General features: G+C 53.8%; 19 protein-coding genes and 1 pseudogene. 10 read left to right on the top strand and 10 right to left on the bottom strand.

Annotated elements, in window-relative coordinates:
- The 9 genes from rsmG to rpmH all read right to left on the bottom strand — a co-directional run bounded on the left by rsmG (position 1) and on the right by rpmH (position 7,981).
- Positions 1-729, bottom strand: coding sequence for a 16S rRNA (guanine(527)-N(7))-methyltransferase RsmG (gene rsmG / locus GXX57_08625; GenBank protein ID HHV44709.1), 729 nt, complete (start codon positions 727-729; stop codon positions 1-3).
- Positions 716-2,599, bottom strand: a complete 1,884-nt coding sequence (gene mnmG, locus GXX57_08620) for a tRNA uridine-5-carboxymethylaminomethyl(34) synthesis enzyme MnmG (protein HHV44708.1) — start codon at positions 2,597-2,599, stop codon at positions 716-718. The genes rsmG and mnmG (GXX57_08620) overlap by 14 nt, the downstream gene beginning before the upstream one ends.
- Complete coding sequence (gene mnmG, locus GXX57_08615) at positions 2,592-4,484, bottom strand: tRNA uridine-5-carboxymethylaminomethyl(34) synthesis enzyme MnmG (protein ID HHV44707.1); 1,893 nt, start codon at positions 4,482-4,484, stop codon at positions 2,592-2,594. The genes mnmG (GXX57_08620) and mnmG (GXX57_08615) overlap by 8 nt, the downstream gene beginning before the upstream one ends.
- 9 nt (positions 4,485-4,493) lie before the next feature.
- Positions 4,494-5,867 carry a tRNA uridine-5-carboxymethylaminomethyl(34) synthesis GTPase MnmE gene (gene mnmE / locus GXX57_08610; GenBank protein ID HHV44706.1) on the bottom strand — a complete coding sequence of 458 codons (1,374 nt, stop codon included), beginning with the start codon at positions 5,865-5,867 and terminating at the stop codon, positions 4,494-4,496.
- A 73-nt stretch (positions 5,868-5,940) separates the two neighbouring features.
- Positions 5,941-6,567, bottom strand: a complete 627-nt coding sequence (locus GXX57_08605) for a protein jag (GenBank protein HHV44705.1) — start codon at positions 6,565-6,567, stop codon at positions 5,941-5,943.
- Entirely contained in the window at positions 6,533-7,216 is a 684-nt protein-coding gene (locus tag GXX57_08600) for a membrane protein insertase YidC (protein HHV44704.1), read from the bottom strand. Before GXX57_08600 ends, GXX57_08605 begins: the two co-directional genes overlap by 35 nt.
- A gap of 27 nt (positions 7,217-7,243) precedes the next feature.
- Entirely contained in the window at positions 7,244-7,480 is a 237-nt protein-coding gene (gene yidD / locus GXX57_08595) for a membrane protein insertion efficiency factor YidD (GenBank protein HHV44703.1), read from the bottom strand.
- Complete coding sequence (rnpA, locus tag GXX57_08590; protein HHV44702.1) at positions 7,477-7,836, bottom strand: ribonuclease P protein component; 360 nt, start codon at positions 7,834-7,836, stop codon at positions 7,477-7,479. The genes yidD and rnpA overlap by 4 nt, the downstream gene beginning before the upstream one ends.
- A 10-nt stretch (positions 7,837-7,846) precedes the next feature.
- Positions 7,847-7,981 (bottom strand): 50S ribosomal protein L34, encoded by a 135-nt coding sequence (rpmH, locus tag GXX57_08585; protein ID HHV44701.1) that lies wholly within the window; start codon positions 7,979-7,981, stop codon positions 7,847-7,849.
- Between the two features lie 816 nt (positions 7,982-8,797).
- Between rpmH and dnaA the strand changes: the two genes are divergently transcribed.
- From dnaA to GXX57_08545, 8 genes are all read left to right on the top strand, one after another.
- Positions 8,798-10,213, top strand: a complete 1,416-nt coding sequence (gene dnaA / locus GXX57_08580; GenBank protein ID HHV44700.1) for a chromosomal replication initiator protein DnaA — start codon at positions 8,798-8,800, stop codon at positions 10,211-10,213.
- 329 nt (positions 10,214-10,542) lie between these two features.
- Entirely contained in the window at positions 10,543-11,787 is a 1,245-nt protein-coding gene (gene dnaN / locus GXX57_08575) for a DNA polymerase III subunit beta (GenBank protein HHV44699.1), read from the top strand.
- A 1-nt stretch (position 11,788) separates the two neighbouring features.
- Complete coding sequence (locus GXX57_08570) at positions 11,789-12,010, top strand: RNA-binding S4 domain-containing protein (protein HHV44698.1); 222 nt, start codon at positions 11,789-11,791, stop codon at positions 12,008-12,010.
- Positions 12,007-13,161: a DNA replication/repair protein RecF gene (gene recF, locus GXX57_08565; protein HHV44697.1), complete on the top strand. Its 1,155-nt coding sequence runs from the start codon at positions 12,007-12,009 to the stop codon at positions 13,159-13,161. The genes GXX57_08570 and recF overlap by 4 nt, the downstream gene beginning before the upstream one ends.
- Before the next feature lie 17 nt (positions 13,162-13,178).
- Positions 13,179-13,460, top strand: coding sequence for a DUF370 domain-containing protein (locus GXX57_08560; GenBank protein ID HHV44696.1), 282 nt, complete (start codon positions 13,179-13,181; stop codon positions 13,458-13,460).
- A 150-nt stretch (positions 13,461-13,610) separates the two neighbouring features.
- Positions 13,611-15,530, top strand: coding sequence for a DNA topoisomerase (ATP-hydrolyzing) subunit B (gyrB, locus tag GXX57_08555; GenBank protein ID HHV44695.1), 1,920 nt, complete (start codon positions 13,611-13,613; stop codon positions 15,528-15,530).
- Between the two features lie 33 nt (positions 15,531-15,563).
- The gene (gene gyrA, locus GXX57_08550; protein HHV44694.1) at positions 15,564-18,044 is read left to right on the top strand and encodes a DNA gyrase subunit A; all 2,481 of its coding nucleotides are present in this window, start codon (positions 15,564-15,566) and stop codon (positions 18,042-18,044) included.
- A 25-nt stretch (positions 18,045-18,069) separates the two neighbouring features.
- A complete protein-coding gene (locus GXX57_08545) occupies positions 18,070-18,495 on the top strand; it encodes a YlbF family regulator (protein ID HHV44693.1) in 426 nt (141 codons plus the stop codon).
- Here the strand turns inward: GXX57_08545 and GXX57_08540 are convergent.
- The gene (locus tag GXX57_08540; protein ID HHV44692.1) at positions 18,492-18,764 is read right to left on the bottom strand and encodes a DUF2619 domain-containing protein; all 273 of its coding nucleotides are present in this window, start codon (positions 18,762-18,764) and stop codon (positions 18,492-18,494) included. The two genes, GXX57_08545 and GXX57_08540, sit on opposite strands and share 4 nt — an antisense overlap.
- Positions 18,765-18,934: 170 nt before the next feature.
- Between GXX57_08540 and GXX57_08535 the strand changes: the two are divergent.
- Both GXX57_08535 and GXX57_08530 read left to right on the top strand, forming a co-directional pair.
- A pseudogene (locus GXX57_08535) lies at positions 18,935-20,412 on the top strand (sulfatase-like hydrolase/transferase).
- Positions 20,413-20,966: 554 nt separating this feature from the next.
- The gene (locus GXX57_08530; protein HHV44691.1) at positions 20,967-23,381 is read left to right on the top strand and encodes a family 43 glycosylhydrolase; all 2,415 of its coding nucleotides are present in this window, start codon (positions 20,967-20,969) and stop codon (positions 23,379-23,381) included.
- The last annotated feature ends 27 nt before the right edge of the window (positions 23,382-23,408 follow it).

Here is a 23,408-nt window from a genome sequence, read left to right as displayed (position 1 = left end):
CTAAAACAATGGCCGCTTTCGGGCCATCCCCGGCCGTCGGGGATACTTCTCTCTGGCAGGACGCACCTTTTCCACCACAATCAGTCTTCGAACGCCCAAGCCAAAGGGCAAATCATATTCCCTCTGCTGTTCCCGGTTCAATGCTCCACCCAACTCTTCCAACAGCAACCCTTCGTCCACGGGTTCCTCCTGGGGGCCCTTCATGATCACCAGTACGCCTCCCACCCTCAATAACGGCAGCCCCAGTTCGCACACTTCGCCCACACTGCCCACACCGCGGCATAGGACCGCACCGTAGTCTTCCCTGTGGGTCAAGGCCAGCTCCTCGGCCCGCCCGTGTACTGCCTGAATTCCCTTCAGCTGGAAATGCTGGATGACCCTTTGCAAAAAGGCCACCTTCTTACCAACACTGTCCAGCAGCACCGCCTCTTTGTCCGGAGCGTAAAGCTTAAGGGGAATCCCCGGAAAACCAGCACCACTGCCCACATCCACGAAACTATCCGTAGACTCAAACTGCGGTATAAAGGACACCGCCAAAGAATCCAGGAAATGCTTGACCGCCATCTCCCTTTCGTCAAGAATCCGCGTAAGATTGAGCCGTTGATTCGCCCCATAGACATAAAGAGCGAAGGCCGAAAACGCCTCCACCGTCTCCGGTGACAAGGGAATACCCATGGCCTCCGCGCCCAGCTTCAAATCCTCACAAAAGCGTTCTTCACTGAAACTCACGGTACTGCTCCCTTTTTCTTTTTTCCAGGTAGATCATCAGGGTATTAAGATCTGCCACCGACACACCACTGATCCGACTGGCCTGACCCAAGGACCGAGGCCGTACCTTACTCAGTTTCTCCGTGGCCTCCCGGGACAGGGCCGGCACTTTTCCATAGTCCAGATCCAGAGGGATCAAAAGCTCCTCCAACTGCCGGAACCGTTCCACTTGTCTGCGCTCCCGCTCGATATACTCCGCATACTTCACTACCACTTCCAGTTCTCTTGGATAGGGAAAAGCATCCTCCCGGCCCAAACCCGCCAAGATCGCCTGGATATCTCCATAACCCAACTCTGGACGTTTCAACAATTGGTACAAAGTCTCCCCCTGGACCAAGGGTGTGGTTCCCGCGGCCCGGAGTACCTCCTGCACAGGCGCCTGGGGCTTCACCCACAGTTCTTTCAGTTCCTCGGCCCGGGACGCGATAGTATCCCACTTGGCCCGGATAGCATCATATCTATCTTGGCTCAATAGGCCGAACTCATAGGCCTTTTGGCCCAGCCGCAGATCCGCATTGTCCTCCCGCAACCATAGCCGGTATTCCGCCCGGGAGGTCATCATCCGGTAGGGCTCTTCCGTCCCCTTGGTAACCAGATCATCCAACAACACACCAATATACCCCTCATCCCGCCCGATAACCAACGGAGCCTCTCCCCGCAGGTACCGCACCGCGTTGACACCGGCCACCAACCCCTGGACCGCGGCCTCTTCATACCCCGAAGTCCCGTTCAACTGCCCCGCAGTGAAAAGCCCAGGGATCAGCTTTGTCTCTAGGGTGATCTTGAGGTCATCGGGATAGAGGCAATCGTACTCGATAGCATAGCCCAAGCGGGTGATCTTCGCTTGCTCTAGCCCTGGCACCGAATGGACCAACTCCTCTTGGATAGCCTCGGGGAAACTGTTGGACAACCCCGCCAGATACACTTCCTCCGTATCCCATCCCTCGGGCTCCACAAACACCTGGTGTCGCCGGCGATTGGGAAAATTGAACACCCGCACCTCAATGGAAGGGCAATACCGGGGTCCAATACCCTCGATAAGCCCAGACAACAACGCGGCCTCCCCTTGGTTTTCCCGCACCAACTGGTGGGTCTGCTCGGTGGTGTAGGTCAAATAGCACATCAATTGGGGATCGGGCAGCCGCAACGGTTCAAAGGAAAAGCCCTGTTCCACCCGATGGCCCGGTTGGGGATCCATCACCTCATAGTTCAAGGTGCGTCCATCGACCCGGGGTGGTGTGCCGGTCTTAAAACGGCGCAACCGGAACCCTAGCTTCTCCAGGGATCTAGAAAGCTCACTGAAGGTTCGTTGGCCATTGGGACCACCGGGGAAATGCACTTTCCCGTAATGTAACAAGGCATTAAGATAGGTACCAGCGGTGAGTACCACCGCCCGGGCCTCCCAAAACCGTCCTGTCTGGGTCCACACACCGCACACACCTCGATCGTCCACTGCGATCTCGGTGATTACCCCTTCCCTCACCTCCAATCCCGGCTGCCGCTCCAGCACCTTAGCCATCACCCGTCGGTACATCCGTCGGTCCACCTGGGCTCGGAGGGACTGCACCGCCGGCCCCTTCGAGGTGTTCAGCCGCCGAATCTGCACCAGGGTCTTGTCCACCACCTTCGGCATGGCACCGTCAAATACGGCCAATTCCCGCACCAGCTGGCTCTTTCCCGGCCCCCCGACCGAAGGATTGCAGGGAAGCAAAGCGATACTGTCCAAATTGGCCGTGACCAAAAGCACCCGGCTACCCAGCCGGGCCGCAGCCAACGCCGCCTCACAGCCCGCATGTCCGGCTCCGATAACAATCACATCATAATTAGCCACTGCTCACCGCTCGTCCTTCCTGGTTAGTCTGCTGCCTCCGCTTAATCTCCACCAGTACCGCGGTCACGTCTGCGGTGGAGATCCCGGGCACCCGTCGGGCCTGCCCGATGGTCAGGGGCCGGACCTCCAACAGCCGTTCCCGCGCCTCATTGCCCAGACCCTTAATCTTTGTGTAATCCAAATCCTTCGGGATGGGAATACTTTCCAACTCTTCGAACCTGGCCACCTGCTCCTGCTGTCGCGCGATGTAGCCGGCATACTTCACTTCGATTTCCACCTGCCGCGCCACATCCCAACTTACCCGAGGCGTCTCAAGACAAAGATCCAACAGATCCTCGTAGCTAATCTCAGGACGCCTTAGCACATCAGCCAAGCTGACCGCCTTCTTAAGACCACCACTTCCCAATTTCTCCAGTTTCTCCACCACCTCCACAGTAGGGGTTACCTGGATTTTTTCCAACTTCCGAAGGCATCCCAAAACCTGGGCCTTTTTCTCCTGGAATCTTGCATACTCCTCCTGGGAAACCAGCCCCAGTTGGAAGCCAAGCTCCCGCAGGCGGAAATCCGCGTTATCCTGTCGCAGCAAAAGCCGGTACTCGGCCCGGGAAGTCATCATCCGGTAAGGCTCCTTGGTGCCCTTGGTCACCAAGTCATCAATCATAACGCCGATGTAGGCTTGGCTGCGGGGGATCACCACCGGCGGTAGCCCCTGCACCTGACGGGCCGCGTTGATCCCCGCCATCAACCCCAAGGCCGCGGCTTCTTCGTAGCCGGACGTACCAATGATCTGTCCCGCACAATAAAGTCCCCTGATCCGCTTACTCTCCAAGGTGGGCCACAATTCCCGGGCATCGATGTGATCGTACTCCACCGCATAGCCCGGCCGCATCACCCGCGCTTCCTGCAGACCGGGGATGGTCTTCAGGATCTTCAGCTGCACATCGAAGGGCATCGCGGTGGTCAGACCTAACAGATACAATTCCACCGTGTCCTGTCCTTCTGGTTCCACGAAGATCTGGTAATCGTATTTATCGGGAAAACGAAGCACCTTCCGGTCAATGGAGGGACAAAACCGCGGCCCTTCCCCGGAGATGGCTCCACTTTGGATAGGCGACCGGTGAAGATTCTCCCGGACCACCCGGATGGTCTCCTCGGTGGTATAGGTCAACCAACAGGGCAAGATACTTTCCCGGGGCCGTTCGGTGCTGAAGGAAAAGCGCAGGCCCGGTGTCCCTTCCTGCCTAGTCATCTGTGAAAAATCCACAGTCCTTTTATCAATCCGCGGCGGTGTAGCCGTCTGGTAACGGCTCAAACTGAAGCCCAACTTCTCCAGACTGGACGTCAACTGTGTGGCCCCGGGTTCCCCCAACCGTCCACCGGGGCTCTTCTTGTCCCCCAGCACCACCTGGCCACCCAGGAAAGTGCCGGTACAGAGGATCACCGTCTTCCCAACGAACATTCGTTCGCTGGTCACCTGCACACCCCTCACCCGGTTATCCTCCACCAACAGGTCCGTCACTTCCCCCATCACCACATCCAGGTTTTCGGTGGCATAAAGTCGACGCAGCATCTCCCGCTGATAGGCCCGTTTATCCGCTTGGGCCCGCAGGGCCCACACCGCCGGTCCTCGGCTCGTGTTCAGCAAGCGGATATTCAAAAACGTCTCATCGATAACTTTCCCCATCACACCGCCCAAAGCGTCAATCTCCCGCACCAGATGGCTTTTGGCCGCAGGCCCCCCAATGGCCGGGTTACAGGACATCTGGGCGATATGGTCTATATGCAGAGTAACAAGCAAGGTCCGACAGCCCAAGCGGGCACTGCTCAACGCCGCTTCACAGCCCCCGTGGCCGCCCCCCACGACGATCACATCATAGGTTCCCATCAGCCTCACCTACTTGCCCACACAGAATTCTTCGAACACCTGCTGAATCACGTCTTCGGCCACGTTCTCTCCGGTGATCCGACCGATGGCCTCCCCCGCGGCCCGCACATCGATGGTAACAAAATCGATGGGAAGCCCCTGCTCCAGGGTTTTTTGGGCATCCCGAAGGCGCTCCAGGCACTCCTCCAGATGGCGCCGATGGCGCAGGCGCATCACCGTCGCCTCACTACCGGCATCGATCCTCACATCCCCCAATACTTCCCTTCGGATTTGCTCCCGCAACCGGTCCAGTCCTTCACCGGTCAAGGCACTGATCTCCACGACCCGATCCGTATAACTCCCGACCATGCTCCGATCCAACCGCTGGGGCAAATCCATCTTGTTAATGATCACCACATGGGACCGCCCCGGTAGGGATTTCACCAGTTCCAATCCGTCCTCTCCCAAGGGAACAGACCCATCCAAAACACACAGTACCAACTCCGCGGCCGCAAAGGCCGCTTTGCTCCGGTCCACCCCCAGCTGCTCCACCACATCTTCCGTGGCCCGGATCCCAGCGGTATCGGCAATCCGGAGAACCAACCCTTCAATATTCACCAGTTCCTCGATTACATCCCGGGTAGTCCCCGCATAGGGCGAAACGATGGCCCTGTCATCCTGCAGCAACGCATTCAGCAAACTAGACTTACCCACATTGGGCGGACCCGCGATCACCGTATAGACCCCTTCCCGCAGGATCCTACCCTGATGGCTTCTCCGGATCAAATCCTCCACCTTAGACATACATTCAGCAACGGTCCCTGCGATCTCCTCTCGGGGTAGTTCCTCAATGTCGTCCTCGGGAAAGTCCAAAGAAGCCTCCATGTGGGCCAGGATGTCCACAAGCCTTTGCCAGATTTCCCTCAGTTCCCGGGATAGGTATCCCTGCAGTTGGTGGCTGGCGGCCTTTGCCGCCGCATCGGATTTCGCCCGGATCAGATCAATGACTGCCTCTGCCTGCACCAGATCGATCCGTCCGTTCATAAAGGCCCGCCTGGTAAACTCCCCGGGCTCCGCAAGTCTGGCCCCCCGCTGCAACAACAGGTCCAGGATCTGCTGCATCACCACCATACCGCCATGGCAATTGATCTCCACAATATCTTCGGTGGTATAGGAATGAGGTGCCTGCATGAACGACACCAAGACCTCATCCAAGACATGCCCGGTTTCATCCACTATCCGGCCATAGGTCAACCGATGGGACTCCCCGGGCCAGGGAGCCCCTCCCATCGGCTGGAATATTCCCTTGGCGATCTCCACCGCCCGGGGACCACTCATCCGGACAATCCCAATTCCGCCCTCCCCTAAGGGCGTAGAGATGGCCGCAATGGTATCCGTGGCCATAGATAACTCCCTCCAAAAAGAAGAACGCAGCCCCGAAGGCCGCGTTCGAAAAGGTTAGCTCTTCAACGATCTCCTAATTCTTGGGGACAATGATCACGCGGCGATAGGGTTCTTTCCCTTCACTAAAGGTCTCTACAGCCCGTTCATTTTGTAAAGCCAGATGGATCACCCGCCGCTCATAGGAACTCATGGGCTCCAACACTGCTTTTTTCTTCGTCCCCTTCACCTTCTTAGCCAGCCGTTGGGCCAGCTTCCGCAGCGTTTCCTCCCTGCGGGCCCGATAACCCTCGGCATCCACCACTATTCTAACCCATTCGCCCTCGCCCTTATTAGTTCCAGCACTGACGATAGCCTGGAGAGCATCCAAGGTCTGACCCCGCCGCCCGATGAGTTTTCCGATCCCCTCGCCGGTGATAGTCAAATAAACACAATCGTCTTCTACCTTCATCTCCACCCGGGCTGTGCAACCCATCTGATCCACGATGGTCTGCAGAAACTCCTGGGCGAACTTGCTCTTCTCCTCGAGGGGGTCACGCATCGTTACCCGCACCAGGGCATCTTTCCCGAATAACCCCAAGATCCCTTTGCTGCCCTCGTCCAAGACCTCGATTTCCACTAGATCTTCGGTCACTTGCCACTCGTCAAGAACCGCTTGTACGGCCTCTTCAACCGTCTTGCCGCTTCTTACCGTCGTCTTCATTCGTGGTTGCCCCCCATCCTTTCTCCTCTGCATCGAGCCGCCGTTGCACGAAATACTGTTGCACCATCCCCAAAATGGCATTCACGGTCCAGTAGACAGTCAACCCGGCAGGGAGCCCAATACTCACTGTACCAATCAAAATCGGACTAAACCAAAGCATCATGTTCGCACTGGCATCCGCCGCATCGGAAGTCCCCTTGGACGGAGTCATCATCTTCGATTGACCATAGGTGAAAACAGCTGCTAAGATGGGCAAAATGTAGAGGGGATCCGGGTTCTTGAGGTCGGGAATCCATAGAAAACTACCGGAAAATTCAAAGCTACGGAGAACACTGAACAGAATCCAAACGATCGGCAACTGTATGAGCGCGGGTAAACATCCCCCAAAGGGATTAGCCTTGTTTTCCCTATACAGCTCCATCATCTTCTTGTTAAACTCTTCGGGCTTGTCCTTATACTTTTTCTGTAATTCATTCAATTGGGGCTGCAACCGCCTTTGGATCGCCAGTCCCCGCATCTGACTTAGGTACAAGGGATAAAGAACAATCCGCAGCACGACGGTAAGAAGTACAATAGCCAGCCCCCAACTGCCCGTCCACTGATGGAAGGTAGTCAATATCCATTCAAAGCCTAGTTGTATATACCGCAAAAGGTCTCCTCCATTCCGCTCCGACGACTAATCTACAGGATCATATCCTCCTGCACTGAAAGGATGGCAACGGCAAATCCGACGGAATCCCTTAGATAAACCAACAATGACACCATAGCGACGGACCGCGATTAAACAATATTCCGAACATGTAGGATAGAACCTGCAGTGTCGGGGCAGAAGCGGAGATATCAACGTCTGATATGCCCTGATCATCCCGCACACTAGGAATCGGCAAAATTTGGTCACCCAGTTTATCTTCATCGTCTTGACGTTGCTTTCTTCCCCTTTAGGTAGCCAGCTCTGTACAAAAGATCGACGGCCGCATCGTGTAGCGTCCAGTAATCGACACCCTTCACGGCGGCCCTAGCGGAGAAAACCAGATATCCCCCATGGGTCACTTGGGGGATCAACGATCGGAGAATCTCTCTCAGTTGGCGTTTACAGCGATTGCGCACTACCGCTTTGCCGATCTTTTTACTAACAGAAAAACCAACGCGGACTACCCCATCGTCGGAATCTAAAGCGTGTAGGACTAACATTCTGTTTCGATAACTTCTCCCCGACTCAAAAACCCTTCGGTAATCCCTGGTCTTCTTTATAGCCTCGAATCTACACAACTGTTTACCCTTAAGCAGATAGCACCTTCCGTCCCTTCTGACGTCTTCTTCTCAGTACGTTCCTGCCACCGGGAGTTTGCATCCGCTGCCGAAAACCATGTCTTCTTTTGCGCCTACGTACCTTCGGCTGATACGTCCTCTTCATAACCCGTCAACTCCTATTCCTGACTGCTATTTCCATTGGCCCACACGCTGATCAAATTATAGCCTAGCCTCCTTTTCAGTGTCAAGCAAACAGCGGCTTTCACCCATTTAAACCCTTTCTATGGTTTTCCCCAGACCGTGTAAAACCTGTGGAAACTAGCCGCGATCTCGTTGCAATCTAGATTAGACTCCCTTCCCCAAAATGTCTGTTCTTGTGGATAACTTTGCGTCTCGGTCCAAAAGAAGACGTCCTAACACCGCATGGTTATCGGTTTTCCACCGATTTCCCCCAACTGTAGGGAAACTGTGGATAACTTGTGGAAAACCCCGGGCTTTTCCCCGACGGCTTTCCGGGGGAAATGTCAACACCTTGTGGATAAGTTGTGGAAAAGCGACGCGATGTCGTCCGCAAGCCCATTTTCCTCCCTTTTTTCCCCCATTTTGGGGAAAAGTGTACCTGTGAGATCCGCTTCACTACTAGTTTTACACAAGTTATCCACAACTGTGGACAAACTCCCTATTTTCCCTGGCAGGCAGGAAAGTCTCCCTCGAGAACCGAATATACCTAACTGGATAAGGAGAGGTTGTTCGGTACCGAGCGATGCTAAACCCGCATCAATACTGATTTCTTCGCCTTTTTGTGTCTATACGTGGAAAAGGTTGGAAAAGCTCTAGCCGTAAATGAAGGGCCCTGTGGAAAACTACTTGCCATAACTGGGCACCGTCGGCTATGATTAACAATACACCGCCTAGCTTCCTGAATATTACTTGGCTCGGATCTATCCGCACCGTGATTACTATATATAGAAAGGAAGTAATGGCGCATTTCTGTCTATGTCACAAGAAGCTGACCCAAAATGCGCCCAATGCCATGACAGAACGATTGCAGCAGATTTGGACAAAGGTCATCTCAAGCGTACAGGCTTCGGAAGAGGATCCCGGGGCTCGTGTGTGGTTAATGTCAGCAAAACCCCTGGGTTTCCGGGGCAATTCGCTGGTGGTACAAGTTCCCAATCGCTTTGTGCGCGATTGGATCCAGGCCAGATTCCTCAAGCGGTTGGAAGCCAATATTGAGGAGATCACTGGGCGGTCTTGGCAGATTGCCCTAGTGCTACCCGATGAATTCAAACCACCCATGGAACAGACGGAAAAGAAAGTCCAACCGGTGGAAAAAAGGCAATCGACCACCTCGGCGCAGATCCCCAAGTCCAGTAGCTTCAATCCGAAGTATACCTTCGACAACTATGTGGTGGGAGATTCAAACCGATTTGCCCATGCCGCATGTCTGGCTGTGGCTGAGGAACCGGCCAAGGCGTACAATCCCTTGTTCATTTACGGAAATGTGGGGTTGGGAAAAACCCACCTGATGCATGCCATCGGTCAGTACGCTATGGAACGCCATCGGGGCATCAAAGTGGTCTACGTTTCATCGGAGACCTTCACCAACGAGTTGATTACCGCGATCGGCTCCCGAACGATGCCGGAGTTTCGCAATAAGTACCGCCATGTGGACATTCTGCTCATCGATGACATCCAGTTTGTAGCCGGTAAAGAGAGTGTCCAAGAAGAGTTCTTCCACACCTTTAACGCGCTGTACGAGGCCAATAAACAGATTGTTATCTCCAGCGACCGGCCTCCGAAGGAGATCCCGGACATTGAAGAACGTCTCCGTTCCCGTTTCGAATGGGGATTGGGCACAGATATTCAGCCCCCGGACTACGAAACACGGGTGGCCATCCTGCAGAAGAAGCAAGCCGCAGAAAACCTTTCCATCCCCCATGAGGTCTTGCTCTATATCGCTGAACATATCGAAGGAAACATTCGGGAGTTGGAAGGAGCCTTGATCAAAATCGCGGCCTATGCCTCCTTAACCGGTCATTCAGTAGATCTGGAACTGGCCCAGGAGGCACTCAAGGACATTATCACGCCAAAGCGCGGTAAGGACATAACCATAGAAGAAATCCAAGAAGTGGTGGCCGAGTACTTCGGGATCAAGGCATCGGATCTGCGGGGCCGCAAGCGTACCCGGGCCATCGTCTTTCCTAGGCAGATCGCCATCTACTTGGCACGACAAATGACTGACGCCTCATTGCCCCGCCTTGGCGAGGCCTTCGGGGGAAGGGACCATTCCACTATCCTCCACTCCTTTGAAAAGATTAGCCAAGATATTGAGAATGATCCCGGACTGGAACGGACCATTCAGATCCTAAAAACCCGGTTGCATGGTGGCTAGATTTCCACAAAACCTGTGGAAAACCTGTGGATGAATGGTGGATAGTCCTAGACCCTCTTTTTTCCATGGGGATCCTGGGGATAAGACCGCGGGGCTGTCTACAGCTTTCCCTACAGCCCAAACTTAGGTTTATAGCCGGTTTGGGAGGGGTTATCCACTTTTAGACAGGGCCTACTACTACGACTACGACCCTATTGTCTATTTTGGCTATCGCAGGGATTCACCCCATCATATCCGGGAGTTTTCCACAAAAGCACGTAAACTAACAAAGGAGGCGAGGGGCCCACGGGGGTCCGAAGACCATGAAGATACTCTGCAGACAAGAAAACTTGCGAAATGGCGTTGATATTGTAGAACACGCGGTGGCCCCGGGGGACAGCGAAAGCCTTCCGGGCAGCGCCGGCATCCTGCTGGAAGCCAGTGATAACCAACTGATCCTTTCCGCGAGCGACCAAAAGGTAGGGATCCGCTGTGGTCTGGGTGCTATAGTAGAAGCGCCCGGGAAGTTGTTGGTGGACGGGCGGTATTTCGCCCAGGTGGTCCGCCGGCTTCCCGAAACCGATGTGACTTTAGAGATGCTCCCTGAGGAGAATGTGGTTTTACTCCGGGCTGGCAATGTGCGTCTTAAGTTGCAGGTATTGAACGTAGGTGAATTTCCCGGTGTCCAATTGCCCGCCGGCGCCCCAGATTTCGTCACCTCAGCCCATGACCTACAGGACATGATCAGACATACGTTGATCAGTGTAGGTCCCCAGGAAGATCGTCGGCCATTCATCTCCGGTATCTTGATGGAATATGAAGCCGGAACCTTGAATTTGGTCTCCACCGATGGTAACCGTTTGGCGGTCTGTACCAAGGAAGTGGTTTCCGCCGGTGAAGAGGAAGAGGAGGTCGCCGGGGATAGCTTCGAAACGGGACTTTTTGACTCCGATTTGGACATGGCCCTTCCGGAGCGGTTGCGCGCGGTGGTGCCAGGGCGGACCATGAACCTAGTCTCCCGTATCCTTGGGGGACTGGGGGAAAAGAGCAAGGTTAACTGCAAGATTGGACAGAATACTATTACTTTCTGGAATGAAAGTATGGTGATCACCGCGCGGTTGATCGAGGGGGATTACCCCGATTACACCCGTTTCACCGACAACTTGCACAACTATGCCCTAACCCTGTCGAGGGTGGAGCTTTTGGCGGCCAGTGATCGGGCGGGGATCATGACCAAAAAGGGTAGTGCCGTGATGTTCCTCACCGCGGAGGGGAATCGGTTGTTGGTGAGCAGTCGGGAGCCTGAGTTGGGGCATATCGATGAAGAACTCATCTTGCCTGATACGGTAGAGAACTTGACCCGCCCCAGTGTTGATGATGAGACCACGGGCTTCTCTGGTGAATCCAGAACTGTGACCCGGCTGTTTGGCGCTTATCAGGCACGGTTTTTCATCGATGCTCTGCGGGTGATGCACACGGAGGAAGTGGTGCTGGAACTGGCCGAAAGCAATGGACCGGCCCTTCTGAAGTCTCCCGATAGCAATTTCTTCTTGTATCTGGTAATGCCGGTGAAAACTAGTGAAGGGGAAATCTAGCTTGCAAGAAGTGGAAATCTACACCGAGACGATTCCCTTGCAGGGTCTGTTGAAATGGGCCTTCGGTCTGAGTGGTGGCATGGCCAAGCAGCTGATCCAGGAGGGCCAAGTGATGGTAAATGGGCAAAGGGAGTCAAGGCGGAGTAAACAGATCGTCCCCGGTGATGTGGTGGAGGTGGCCGGGGTGGGTCAGATTAAAGTCGTGCGACAAGATGGAGGATGATGCGGCTTTTGCGGTTAGATCGGTTGCAGATCCGGGGATTCCGGAATATTGAGGAGATCGTCTATGAACCGGGGCCGGGGTTAAATGTCTTTGTGGGGAACAATGGACAGGGTAAGACCAATCTCCTGGAGGCGGTCTATTATCTTTCCACCGCCTCTTCTCAACGGGCGTACCGGGAAGAGGAGTTGATTAACTGGCACAGGGAGGAGGCTTCCCTAGAAGGGGAGGTTGCTTACAGTCAGACCAGCATCCGGATCCGGATGAGTCTGGTCCGGGGGCGCAGAAAACAGATTTGGGTGGGTGCCAAGCGGTTATCCAGTGCCTTCGATGTCTTTGGGAGGTTGTCGGCGGTACTTTTTTCACCCGATGATCTGAACCTGGTAAAAGGCTCTCCCGCCGGGCGCCGGCGTTATTTAGATTTGCAGTTGTCTTTGGTGAACAAGTATTATCGTCATCAATTGCAGAAGTATAACAAAGTGTTGGCCCAACGGAACCTGGCTTTGAAGCATGGCCAACTGGAGCAACTGGAACTGTGGGATCATCAGTTGGTGGTGATCGGCACGGAGATTATGCAAAGGCGTATGGAAGCGGTGGAGCAGATCAGCCGGTTGGCCGGCGCAGCTCAACTGTCCATTGCTGCCGATGAAAAGCTGGAGATTGTCTATCTACCCTTTTTCTTGAGGGACCAAAGGGAGTATATGATCGCCCACGGGGCCGGGAAGGTGCCCTATACCAAAGACAGGATCCAGGGCATTTTTATGAATCAATTGCGGGAAAAGCAATGGGAGGAACGAAGGCAAAAAAGTAGTCTCGTCGGTCCCCAGCGGGATGATCTAATCTTCGTGCTTAACGGCAAAGACGCTAGAGTCTACGCCTCCCAGGGGCAGCAACGGACAGCGGTGCTGGCGAGCAAACTAGCGGAGTTGGACTACGTGGCCCAGGCCAGGGGAGAGCGACCCCTCTTGCTTTTGGATGATGTTTTGAGCGAATTGGATCAACAGCGCTGTGAGCGTTTTTTGACCTATATCAGCCAGGACACGCAGATCTTTTTGACCACCACCGATCTTGGTACAATTGATCGCACCAGTCTCCAGGGGGCGCGGGTTAGCCATATTCGTCAGGGAAGATTGGAACAAGTGGAGAAGTTATAGCAGGAGGTTTAAACGTAGTGTACTTACACATTGGTCGAGATGTCACCGTTCCGGTGAAGAAGATAGTTGCCTTGATTGGCATTCAAGACCCGGTGAATTACCGAGCGAATCACCAGTTCATTGATACAGCCCGGGAAGAAGGTTTTGTGGTTCATCTAGGGTCGAAACCCCGTACGTTGGTCCTGTTGGACCAGGAGGTCTATGTGTCGCCTATTAGCGTGGCCACCTTGAAGCGGAGGCTGCAGTCGATAAACAGCACACCCCAGTTAACTTTAAGTGCACCGAGTGACAAACCGTAAAGTATAGACTAACCGAAGGTTAAGTTGACAGCCACCTGTTGTTATACTAGAATCTTAGTGGTTGTGAGAAAGTCGTGTATTTCAAGGCATTGAGTGCCAAAATGCCTGTCTTTTTGCGAATAGTAGTTTGGCAGTGGAGGCAATGTGAAGATGGGTTTTGATAGGCCAGAGGCAGTCTATGAAGCTGAACAGATCCAGGTCTTAGAGGGTCTAGAGGCGGTGCGCAAACGTCCTGGAATGTACATCGGTAGCACCGATGAGAAGGGACTCATGCAGCTTTTTTACGAAGTCATCGACAACAGTATCGATGAAGCCATGGCGGGATTCTGTGACCTTATCCGCGTGGAGATCGATAGCGATGGCTTTTTGACGGTGATTGACAATGGCCGGGGGATCCCTGTGGCCATTCACCCCCAGATGAAGCGACCGACGGTGGAAGTAGTGCTAACGGTGCTGCATGCCGGGGGTAAATTCGGACAAGAAGGTTCGGCCTATCGATTTTCTGGTGGACTCCACGGCGTGGGGGTTTCGGTAGTCAATGCCCTCAGTGAAATGCTGGAGGTGGTCATCGAGCGCGATGGCAAGAAATACCGCCAGCGTTTTCAGCGGGGCGCTCCCGTCTCAGAACTAGAAGTCTTGGGTGATTCGGATAAAACGGGCACGACCATTAAGTTCAAGCCTGATGCCACCATCTTTGAGACTACACGTTTTGACATAGATACCATTGTCAGTCGTGTCCGGGAATTGGCTTTCCTGAATAGGGGCCTGCGAATCGAGGTGGCGGACCAAAAGTCTGGACGGGAGTATTTCTTCAAGTACGATGGCGGAATTATCTCCTTTGTGCAGCAACTAAACAAAACCAAGGATCCTCTTCACGAGGATGTCATCTACTTCGAACATAGCACCGATGATCTGGAACTGGCGGTGGCGCTGCAGTACACCAATGGCTACACCGAGAGTATTTACAGCTTTGTGAACAATATTCACACCCATGACGGTGGGACCCATCTCAGTGGGTTCCGATCGGGACTGACCCGCACCATCAATGATTACGCCCGCAGGATGAATCTGCTGCGGGAGAAGGAAGAAAACCTCAGTGGCGAGGATGTGCGGGAAGGATGTACTGCGGTTATCAGTGTCCGGCTGCCGGAGCCCCAGTTTGAGGGCCAGACCAAGGGCAAGTTGGGTAACTCCGAGGTGCGGGGTATTGTGGAATCCGTGGTAAGCGATAAGCTGGCCATTTACCTGGAGGAACATCCCCAACAGGCCAGGCAAATTGTGGAAAAGGCTTTGGCGGCGGCCCGGGCCCGGCAAGCGGCCCGCAAGGCCCGGGAGTTGACCCGACGTAAAAATGCCCTGGAGGTGAGCAACCTGCCGGGCAAGCTTGCCGACTGTACCTCCACTAACCCCGAAGAGTGCGAGTTGTACATCGTGGAGGGTGATTCCGCGGGAGGTACGGCCAAACAGGGACGGGAACGTCACTTCCAGGCGATCATGCCTTTACGGGGGAAGATCCTCAACGTGGAAAAGGCCCGGATGGACCGGATCCTCGCCAATGAAGAGATTCGTTCTATGATTACCGCGATCGGTGCCGGCGTAGGGGAAGAATTTGATCTGGAGAAACTGCGTTACAAGAAGATTATCCTGATGACAGACGCGGACGTGGATGGTGCCCATATTCGGACTTTGCTCTTAACATTCTTCTATCGGTTCATGCGGCCTTTAATCACCAATGGGCATGTGTATGTGGCGTTGCCGCCCCTCTACTGCGTGCGTAAGGGAAAAAGCCAGGAGCATTACCTGTACTCCAATGAGGAGCTAAACGAGATCCTGGAGCGGATTGGCCGCGATGGGGTGGAGATCCAGCGCTACAAGGGTCTTGGAGAAATGAATGCAGAACAGCTTTGGCACACCACAATGAACCCGGAGACCAGAACCATTGTGCAACTGCAGTTGGAGGATGCGGTGGCCGCCGATGAGATCTTTACTACGCTTATGGGTGAGAAAGTAGAACCGCGCCGGGAATTCATTCAGGAGCATGCTAAAGAAGTGGAGAACTTGGATGTTTAGCCGGGTGTTTTTTGGTAGGGAGTGGAGTAGCTGATGGCATTAGATTTTGAAGGTGGCCGCGTCATTCGGCGGGAATTGGAATATGAGATGAGGCGTTCCTATCTCGATTACGCCATGAGCGTGATCGTGGATCGAGCCCTTCCTGATGTGCGAGACGGCTTAAAGCCAGTGCAACGACGCATCCTCTATTCGATGAGCGAACTGAACCTGGCCTACAATCGGCCCTATAAAAAGTCGGCCCGTATTGTAGGTGAAGTCATGGGTAAATACCATCCCCACGGGGACAGTGCCATCTATGATGCCATGGTGCGCATGGCCCAGGATTTTTCCTATCGGGAGCCGTTGGTGGATGGGCATGGTAACTTTGGTTCGGTGGACGGCGATCCTCCGGCAGCCATGCGTTATACCGAGGCCCGGCTTTCCCGTCTGGCCGGGGAGATGCTGCGGGATATTGACCAGGACACCGTGGATTTTGGGCCTAACTTCGACGAGAGTTTGCAGCAGCCCATGACTTTGCCGGCGCGCTTTCCCAATCTCTTGGTCAATGGAGCTGAGGGTATTGCGGTGGGCATGGCCACGAAGATCCCTCCCCACAATTTGGGGGAATGTATCGATGCTTTGGCCTATCTAATTGAACACCCGGGCGCCACCGTTGATGAGTTGATGCAGTTCATTAAGGGTCCGGATTTTCCAACGGGAGGAATCATCCTCGGTACCCAGGGGATTCGGGAGGCCTATACCACCGGCCGGGGCAGGATTAAGGTTCGGGCGAAGACAAGGATCGAGCCTATGTCCGGGGGGCGTCACCGGATCGTCGTGGAAGAGATTCCCTATCAGGTGAATAAGGCGGCTTTGGTGGAAAAGATTGCCACCTTGGTTCGGGAGAAGAAGGTAGAGGGGATCTCTGCATTGCGGGACGAGTCGGACCGCAGCGGTATGCGCATTGTCATTGAGGTGAAGCGGGATGCCAGTCCCAATGTGGTCTTGAACCTCTTGTTTAAGCATACACCTTTGGAAGACACCTTTGGTGCCATCATGCTGGCTTTGGTGGATGATGAACCCCGGGTGCTTAACCTGAAGCAGATGTTGTGGCATTATCTGGAGTACCAGAAGGAAGTAGTGACCCGTCGTACCCGGTTCCAGCTGAGGAAAGCCGAGGAACGTATCCACATCGTCGAAGGATTGCGGATCGCACTGTTGCATATTGACGAAGTGATCAAAGTAATCCGGGAGTCTGAGAACGACGTTATCGCTAAGAATGAGTTGATACAAAGATTTGACATGACCGAAACCCAGGCCGTAGCCATTTTGGACATGCGGCTGCGCCGCCTGACCGGTCTTGAGCAGATTAAGATTGAGCAGGAACACAAAGAGTTGACCGAGCGGATTGCGGATCTGAAGGACATCCTCGCTTCGGAGGCAAGGGTGGCCCAGATCGTGAAAGATGAGCTATTGGAGATCAAGGAAAAATACAATTCACCCCGGCGGACGAAGATCGATCATGATCCCGGCGAGTTCGAAATTGAAGACCTGATTACCAAGGAAGACGTGGTCATTACTATGACCCATTATGGGTATGTCAAGCGCTTGCCATTGTCCAGTTACAGGGCCCAGCGCCGGGGCGGCAAGGGTGTGGTGGCCCTGAACACCCGGGAAGAGGATTTCGTGGAACATCTGTTCATCACCGACACCCACTCCTACGTGCTGTTTTTCAGTAATCGGGGACAGGTGTATCGCCTAAAGGCCCACGAGATCCCCGAGGCCGGACGGACAGCCCGGGGTACGGCGATTGTAAACCTATTGCCCCTGTCGTCAGGGGAAACCATCAAAGCTGTCCACCCCGTGGCTACCTTTGACGAAGACCACTATCTGGTCATGATTACCAAGAATGGGCAGATTAAAAAGACGGTGTTAAGCGAATATGATTCTTCACGCAATTCTGGATTGGTGGGGATTAACCTTCGGGATGGGGATGAACTAGCTGGGGTATTCCTCACCGATGGGCATCAGGAATTTGGGATCGTGACCTATCTGGGCCAAGCCATCCGTTTCCCCGAAAAGGAAGTGCGGCCCATGGGCCGGGCTACCGCCGGTGTTAAGGGTATTGATCTGCGGCCAGGGGACTTCGTGGTCGCGGGAGGGATTATCATCGAAGAGGGTGACCTGTTGGTGGTGACCCAACAGGGATACGGCAAGCGCACACCCCTTGCGGAATACCGGGTCACTTCTCGGGGTGGAAAAGGGATTAGGACCGCCCACATTACAAACAAAACCGGACCCGTCGTTGGTGCCCGGGTGGTGGTCGAGGATCATGAGGTCATGATGATTAGTTCCGAGGGGATCATGATCCGGATGAAGGTAGCAGATATTCCTCGTCAAGGTAGGAGTACCCAAGGGGTGCGGCTGATGCGCCTCCAAGACAATGATCAGGTGGTGGCGGTGGCATTGGTGGCCGAAAAAGATGATGACGAAGATGATGGCCGCACGGTGCAAAATGAGGAGATTCCCTTCTAATTCAGGGACAAGAGGAGAGATTACCATGAGTGTGCAGAGGAAAATCATCGAGTTAGCCCAGGAGATTCAAGACACGGAGGAATTCAAGAAATTCCAAAGTGCGAAGGAACAACTGGAGCAGCGGGAAGCGGCCAAACACATGTTGAGCGATTTCTCTCGCTTCCAAAGGGAACTGATGGAAAAAGAAGAACGTGGTGAGGAGATTACTCCCGAAGAGGAAGCACAGATGGCTGAACGTTTCCAGATTCTTATGATGAACCCCTATGTGCGGAACTTTGTTCAGGCCCAGTACCAGGTGATGGAACTTCTGATCCAGGTACAGGAGGGGTTGGTTAATCACCTGGGTCTTGTAGAGAAACCATCGGAAGAGGCTCCGGAAGAAAAGGAGACCAAGCAGGACAGCAAGGTGATCCCCTTGAAAAAGCCCAAACTTTGGACTCCGAACGATTAACTGGTTGCACCCCAAAAAATCAGGAGGACTCCTAGGGCGATGATTAACAGTTTCTGAAGGGGAAGCTCACTGGAAAGGGCCCTTAGGGCCAATGCGTTCGTGATGATTAACACCACTGGTCCCACAAAGCCCAAGAACGCGTTGATCTTTAGGGCACTGGTGATCTTCCCTGAGCGCCACATCAGGATGGCTGCTATTAGTTCAAGGCTTCCGGTAAGCAGCCGGCACAGCACCATCATGTAGATTGTTGTTGGTAATTGTCGTTTCATGTTCGTCGGCTCCTGGTCCTAATCTATTACGGATTCATATGTCAGGATGCAGAGATTTAGACCGGAATTCCGCCACTGTATGAATCTGTGTCTGTGAACGACTTAGAAACGTCCGAGATAGGAACAATGCCTCCATATCAGGACGCAAGACAGCAGGGAGCTTTCCAGTGATGAAGGAACAGCCAAATATTGTTCTCATCATGACGGATCAGCAAGGGGCGGATTTTTTCAAGAGCGAGGGTTTTCCCCTAGACACCATGCCTTTTCTGGAATCCCTTAACGCCCGGGGAGTACGTTTTACAAGGGCCTATACCCCCATGCCCACCTGTGGTCCGGCCCGTACGAGCCTCTTTACCGGGCGATTTCCCAAGGCAACCCGGGTCCGCACCAACTGGACCCTGCATGAAGCCTACTACGGCAAAGATCTCATTGGTGTATTACGCAGCCATGGTTATTCTATTTACCTCTCGGGCAAGAACCACAGTTGCCTTCTGCCCGAGGATTTTGATTTCTATTCATCATACATGCATACCACCGGTGGCCGGCCGCAATACAAAACAGAACAACAAAGAGCCTTTGAAACTTGGCTGGAAAACCTTCACCACCGGGTAAGCACGGAACCCACACCTTTTTCCTTAGGGTGCCAGTTTCCTGTCCGGATTGTGGACGATGCCATCGAGTGTTTGAAACAGAGCCATTCTCCCTTCTTTTTGTGGTTGAGTTTTCCGGAACCCCACAACCCTTATCAAGTGCCCGAACCGTACTTCAGTCTCTTTCCGGAGGAAGCAATTCCCCGCGCCGGATTGGACCGGAAGGTGCTTGGAATAAGGGTCCCCACTGGCGGTGGTTGCGTCGCTTGATCGAAGAGAAGATTCCGGGTTACGATGACCTTTGGCGCCGGTACCGTGCCAACTACTGCGGTATGCTTCAGTTGATCGATGATCAGTTGCAGCGTTTTGTGACTTATCTCCAAGAGGCGAACCTGTTGGAAAACACCATTGTCATCTTCTGCGCGGACCACGGTGATTACGCCGCCGATTACGGACTGCAACGGAAGGGTGTTGGACTACCCGAATGCCTGGTGCGTGTACCGCTGTTGATAATGGGGCCCGGAATCCTACAAGGTCTGCGGGTGACCGAGGAGTTTGTCTCTCTGGTGGATCTGATGCCGACCCTTTGTGCAGCGGTGGGGGCTGAGATTCCTTACGGTGTGCAAGGCCGGAGTTTGTGGCCCTTGCTGACCGGTCAGCCCTATCCCAAGGAGGAGTTCCTAAGTGTTTACTGTGAGCTCGGTTTTGGTGGTTGGCCCTATGGGGAGCATGAGCGACCGAAGCTGCATTTTTCCTCTGCGGGGGACGAATACGATGAGTTAAACAGCGTCACCCAAAGCGGCAATTTGAAGATGATCCGTAAGGGAGACTGGAAGCTGCTTTATGATGTGATCGGTAGCGGAGAACGGTACAATATCGTGGAAGATCCCGCGGAGTTGAGGAATGTATACGGGGATCCGGACTATGGCGAAATCAAGATGGAGCTACTGGAGGAATTGCTGTGCTGGACCATTCGTACCGAAGACGATCTGTCCCGGGGCAAATATGTACCGAAAGAGGCGCCGAACAACTGGCATAGGGCTATGGAGCACCAATAGTAAGTAGTCTGCGGCGCCAGTAAGATGAGCTTTATTGGTGGGAACGGATCGGTTATTCTTTTGTCCCTGCATGACTACCTCTAGTCTTGACGGCCAAAAAGACATTCCTGATTGGGACAAGGTCTGGTCAATATATGGGCTAACCAAGGTTCTGTCAATGAGGCCACCCTGGCTTTTCGCTTGTTTCCCCCGTTTGTTGTTCTAATTCGCAGCATTAGGCTTTGCCGAGCTAGGCCAGGTTCTTGATCAACAAGGGAACCCCGTAGTAAAATGTAAGTAACTTTGAACGAAAGTTGGAAAAAGACATATTGATCCGTAGGTCGCATCTGTAAGTAAGTTCTTACTTTGATGGAAACGGTGGTTACATAAACCTGGAATACTAATCAAGATATATCAAAGATTGTTAGAAGTCCCTGACGAGCTTGGCTAGTCCAGGTGGCTTTGGGTACTCCGTGTAGTCTGCAATGACACGGAAATTGCATTTTGTCTACGGATATTCGCTTTGGGAGAACACCGCGGGTTTTCCTTCGATCCAAAGGGGGAGGCGGCAGAAATTGGGTATCGTATTAGCAACTATGTCATTGGTCTGTGTATTGATCAATCCGTACGTTGTGCTGGAGGCGGCTACGCTTCATAGTAGTTATCAAGAGGCTGTGGTTCGGGTCGTCTATCCTGATACAGAGGAGGAACTGCTCCCTGACTTGACTGGGATCCTGTATGCCCCGGTAAACTGGGCAGACCCTAGTGATGAGGGTTACCACGCTCTGTTTTACTCCAATCCACTAATTCCCTTGGCGCCAGATCCTGATCTGCTGAAAGCAGCCGATGGACGGTATTACCTTTACCCTACCGGGGGAAGTGGCTTTGATGTTTATGTCTCCGACGATCTGGTACACTGGACCCGCGGCGGCCGTGCCCTAGCGCCGGAGAACGTGGCCTGGGGAGGTAGCCGCAACTTTTGGGCTCCTGGTCCACTGGAGTACCAAGACCACTATTTTCTCTTCTACTCCGCGGAAGGACCTGACGGTTTGAAGCGCATTTCCGTTGCGATAAGCGAAAGTCCTTTGGGACCCTTTAAAGATCCGTTGACTGAACCCCTATTTAACTTCTCCTACGAAACCATCGACCCTCAGGTGTTCGTTGATGCTGGTCACATCTACCTGTACTACGTCCGACCGGGCTATTGGACAGGCAATTTCCATGCCAACGCAATTTTCGGTGTCAAATTGAGTCCGGATCTGTTTACCAGCCTCATCAAGGGTGAACCCGTCGATCGGTCCACCATGTTTGAGACGGCACCAAGGCTTTTGCTTAAGCCTGATCAGCCCTGGGAATTCGACAAAGGTTTCATCAACGAGGCTCCCTTTGTCCTGAAACACGCTGGGAAATATTACATGATGTACTCGGCTAACTGGTTTGATGTACGCAGCTATGGGGTGGGCTATGCTGTTTCCACGGATCCCTTGGGACCCTTCATCAAGGCTCCGGAAAACCCTGTTCTTTCGGCGAATATCCCCGGTGTCTCCGGCCCTGGCCATAATGCCGTGGTTTCTTCACCCGATGGCACTGAGCTTTTCGTCGTATACCACACCCATATGGACTTGGACGCACCCGGCGGGCGGCGCCAGGTGGCCATTGATCGGATGGAGTTTCGTCCCGATGGAACCTTGTTCGTCGATGGTCCTTCCATTGCTCCTAGACCAGTACCCGCGGGAAAGACACTATGGCGCGATATTGCCCAGGATGCGGAAGCAGAACGGAAGGACCATGGGCTAATCCTGTTCTGGGAAAAGCCTCAACTCATTGTCAGTATTCTGTTGCATAATTACTCCCGAGATCCCAAGGCCCGGTGGCAGCTCTTGCTAGATGACGGTACTTTAATCGGTGAAGTGGAAGCCGATCCGGAACCGGGTTCTTCTGTAGTTATTCCTGTGCCCAGGACGGTGACCCCAGGGATCCGGGTTTTGGGACCCGAGACGAGGGTGTCTGCCATGGGCTTACCGGTGGTGGCAAATCTGAACATTAGTCTGAACGGAACTCCCCTCTATGAGGGGGCCGATTGGCCCTTTGATTTCCCATCCTATCGGGACTATTTGAAGTTGGGGGAAAACACTTTAGTGGTGGATATGGTGAATCGAAGGGGAAAGCAACAGCAGTATAAAACCACCTTTTTCCATGTGCCCGTCTCCCTAGCCCTGGTAGCCGAGGAAGAAACATCGGCCTTTGTGCGGGGTGAGATCACCCTGACTTTGGGGACTGCCTTTCTGGGCCAAGAGTTGACGGAAGTGTATCTACGGTTGGACCCGATCCTGGAGGGAGTGGCGGAACCCGGAGCGTTGGTGTTCGTCGGGGATGCCTGCCCCAAAGCAATTACCCTGGATACCACTAAGTTTTCTGACGGGACCTATGATCTGGTGGCCGGGGTGCTCAAGACCGACGGAACAGTCCATGAGGACAGGTTGCGTCTGGTTATCGACAATTGGATCTTCCTTGAGGATGAGATGCTTGCGCCCCAGGATCTGGGGTTCTTTGGAGTCCGGAAACGTCTAAAAACCGAGGCCGAGTCCCTGGGCTGGGTCTTTGTAGAGGATGATCCGGAACGTTGGTTCGGGGATCCTAATCGGATCCATCCCAGTGGAACAGGGGAGGAGTATCTGATCTGGCATCTGCCAAACCTCCAGGGCTTTGCTTTCACCCTGTATGCTCCGGATCCCGATGTCATCGGGCGCTTTTTGGAGATCGCCGTATCCCGAGACCAAAGGCACTGGACGCTAGTGCCTTACACGGTGGACCCCGTGGAGAAATCCGCTGATGGGCTATGGAAGCTCGAGGTCTGTGGGGGGGTGCCTTCCGCTGGTATCCCTTGGGACTATGTTCGGCTTACTTTACGGGAGACTGGCCTAACGCCGCAGGCGGTACAACTGGGATATGCCCGCATTCAGGCGCCAAAGATCAGCAACACCGATTGATTTCTTCAAGGTGCCGAAGACCCATGA

The sequence above is a fragment of the Bacillota bacterium genome, from assembly GCA_012839765.1.
Classification (GTDB): Bacteria; Bacillota; Limnochordia; order DUMW01; family DUMW01; genus DUMW01.
Note: the sequence above shows the minus strand (reverse complement) of the source record. Positions and strands in the feature narration are given on the sequence as shown.

What these genes read in the sequence shown, in the direction of transcription:
- recF (HHV44697.1), top strand. Translation starts at nt 12,007, where the DNA reads ATGATGCGGCTTTTGCGGTTAGATCGGTTGCAGATCCGGGGATTCCGG.
- yidD (HHV44703.1), bottom strand. Translation starts at nt 7,480, where the DNA reads ATGAAGATAAACTGGGTGACCAAATTTTGCCGATTCCTAGTGTGCGGG.
- rpmH (HHV44701.1), bottom strand. Translation starts at nt 7,981, where the DNA reads ATGAAGAGGACGTATCAGCCGAAGGTACGTAGGCGCAAAAGAAGACAT.
- gyrA (HHV44694.1), top strand. Translation starts at nt 15,564, where the DNA reads ATGGCATTAGATTTTGAAGGTGGCCGCGTCATTCGGCGGGAATTGGAA.
- GXX57_08540 (HHV44692.1), bottom strand. Translation starts at nt 18,764, where the DNA reads ATGAAACGACAATTACCAACAACAATCTACATGATGGTGCTGTGCCGG.
- mnmE (HHV44706.1), bottom strand. Translation starts at nt 5,867, where the DNA reads ATGGCCACGGATACCATTGCGGCCATCTCTACGCCCTTAGGGGAGGGC.
- gyrB (HHV44695.1), top strand. Translation starts at nt 13,611, where the DNA reads ATGGGTTTTGATAGGCCAGAGGCAGTCTATGAAGCTGAACAGATCCAG.
- GXX57_08545 (HHV44693.1), top strand. Translation starts at nt 18,070, where the DNA reads ATGAGTGTGCAGAGGAAAATCATCGAGTTAGCCCAGGAGATTCAAGAC.
- GXX57_08605 (HHV44705.1), bottom strand. Translation starts at nt 6,567, where the DNA reads ATGAAGACGACGGTAAGAAGCGGCAAGACGGTTGAAGAGGCCGTACAA.
- dnaA (HHV44700.1), top strand. Translation starts at nt 8,798, where the DNA reads ATGGCGCATTTCTGTCTATGTCACAAGAAGCTGACCCAAAATGCGCCC.
- mnmG (HHV44707.1), bottom strand. Translation starts at nt 4,484, where the DNA reads ATGGGAACCTATGATGTGATCGTCGTGGGGGGCGGCCACGGGGGCTGT.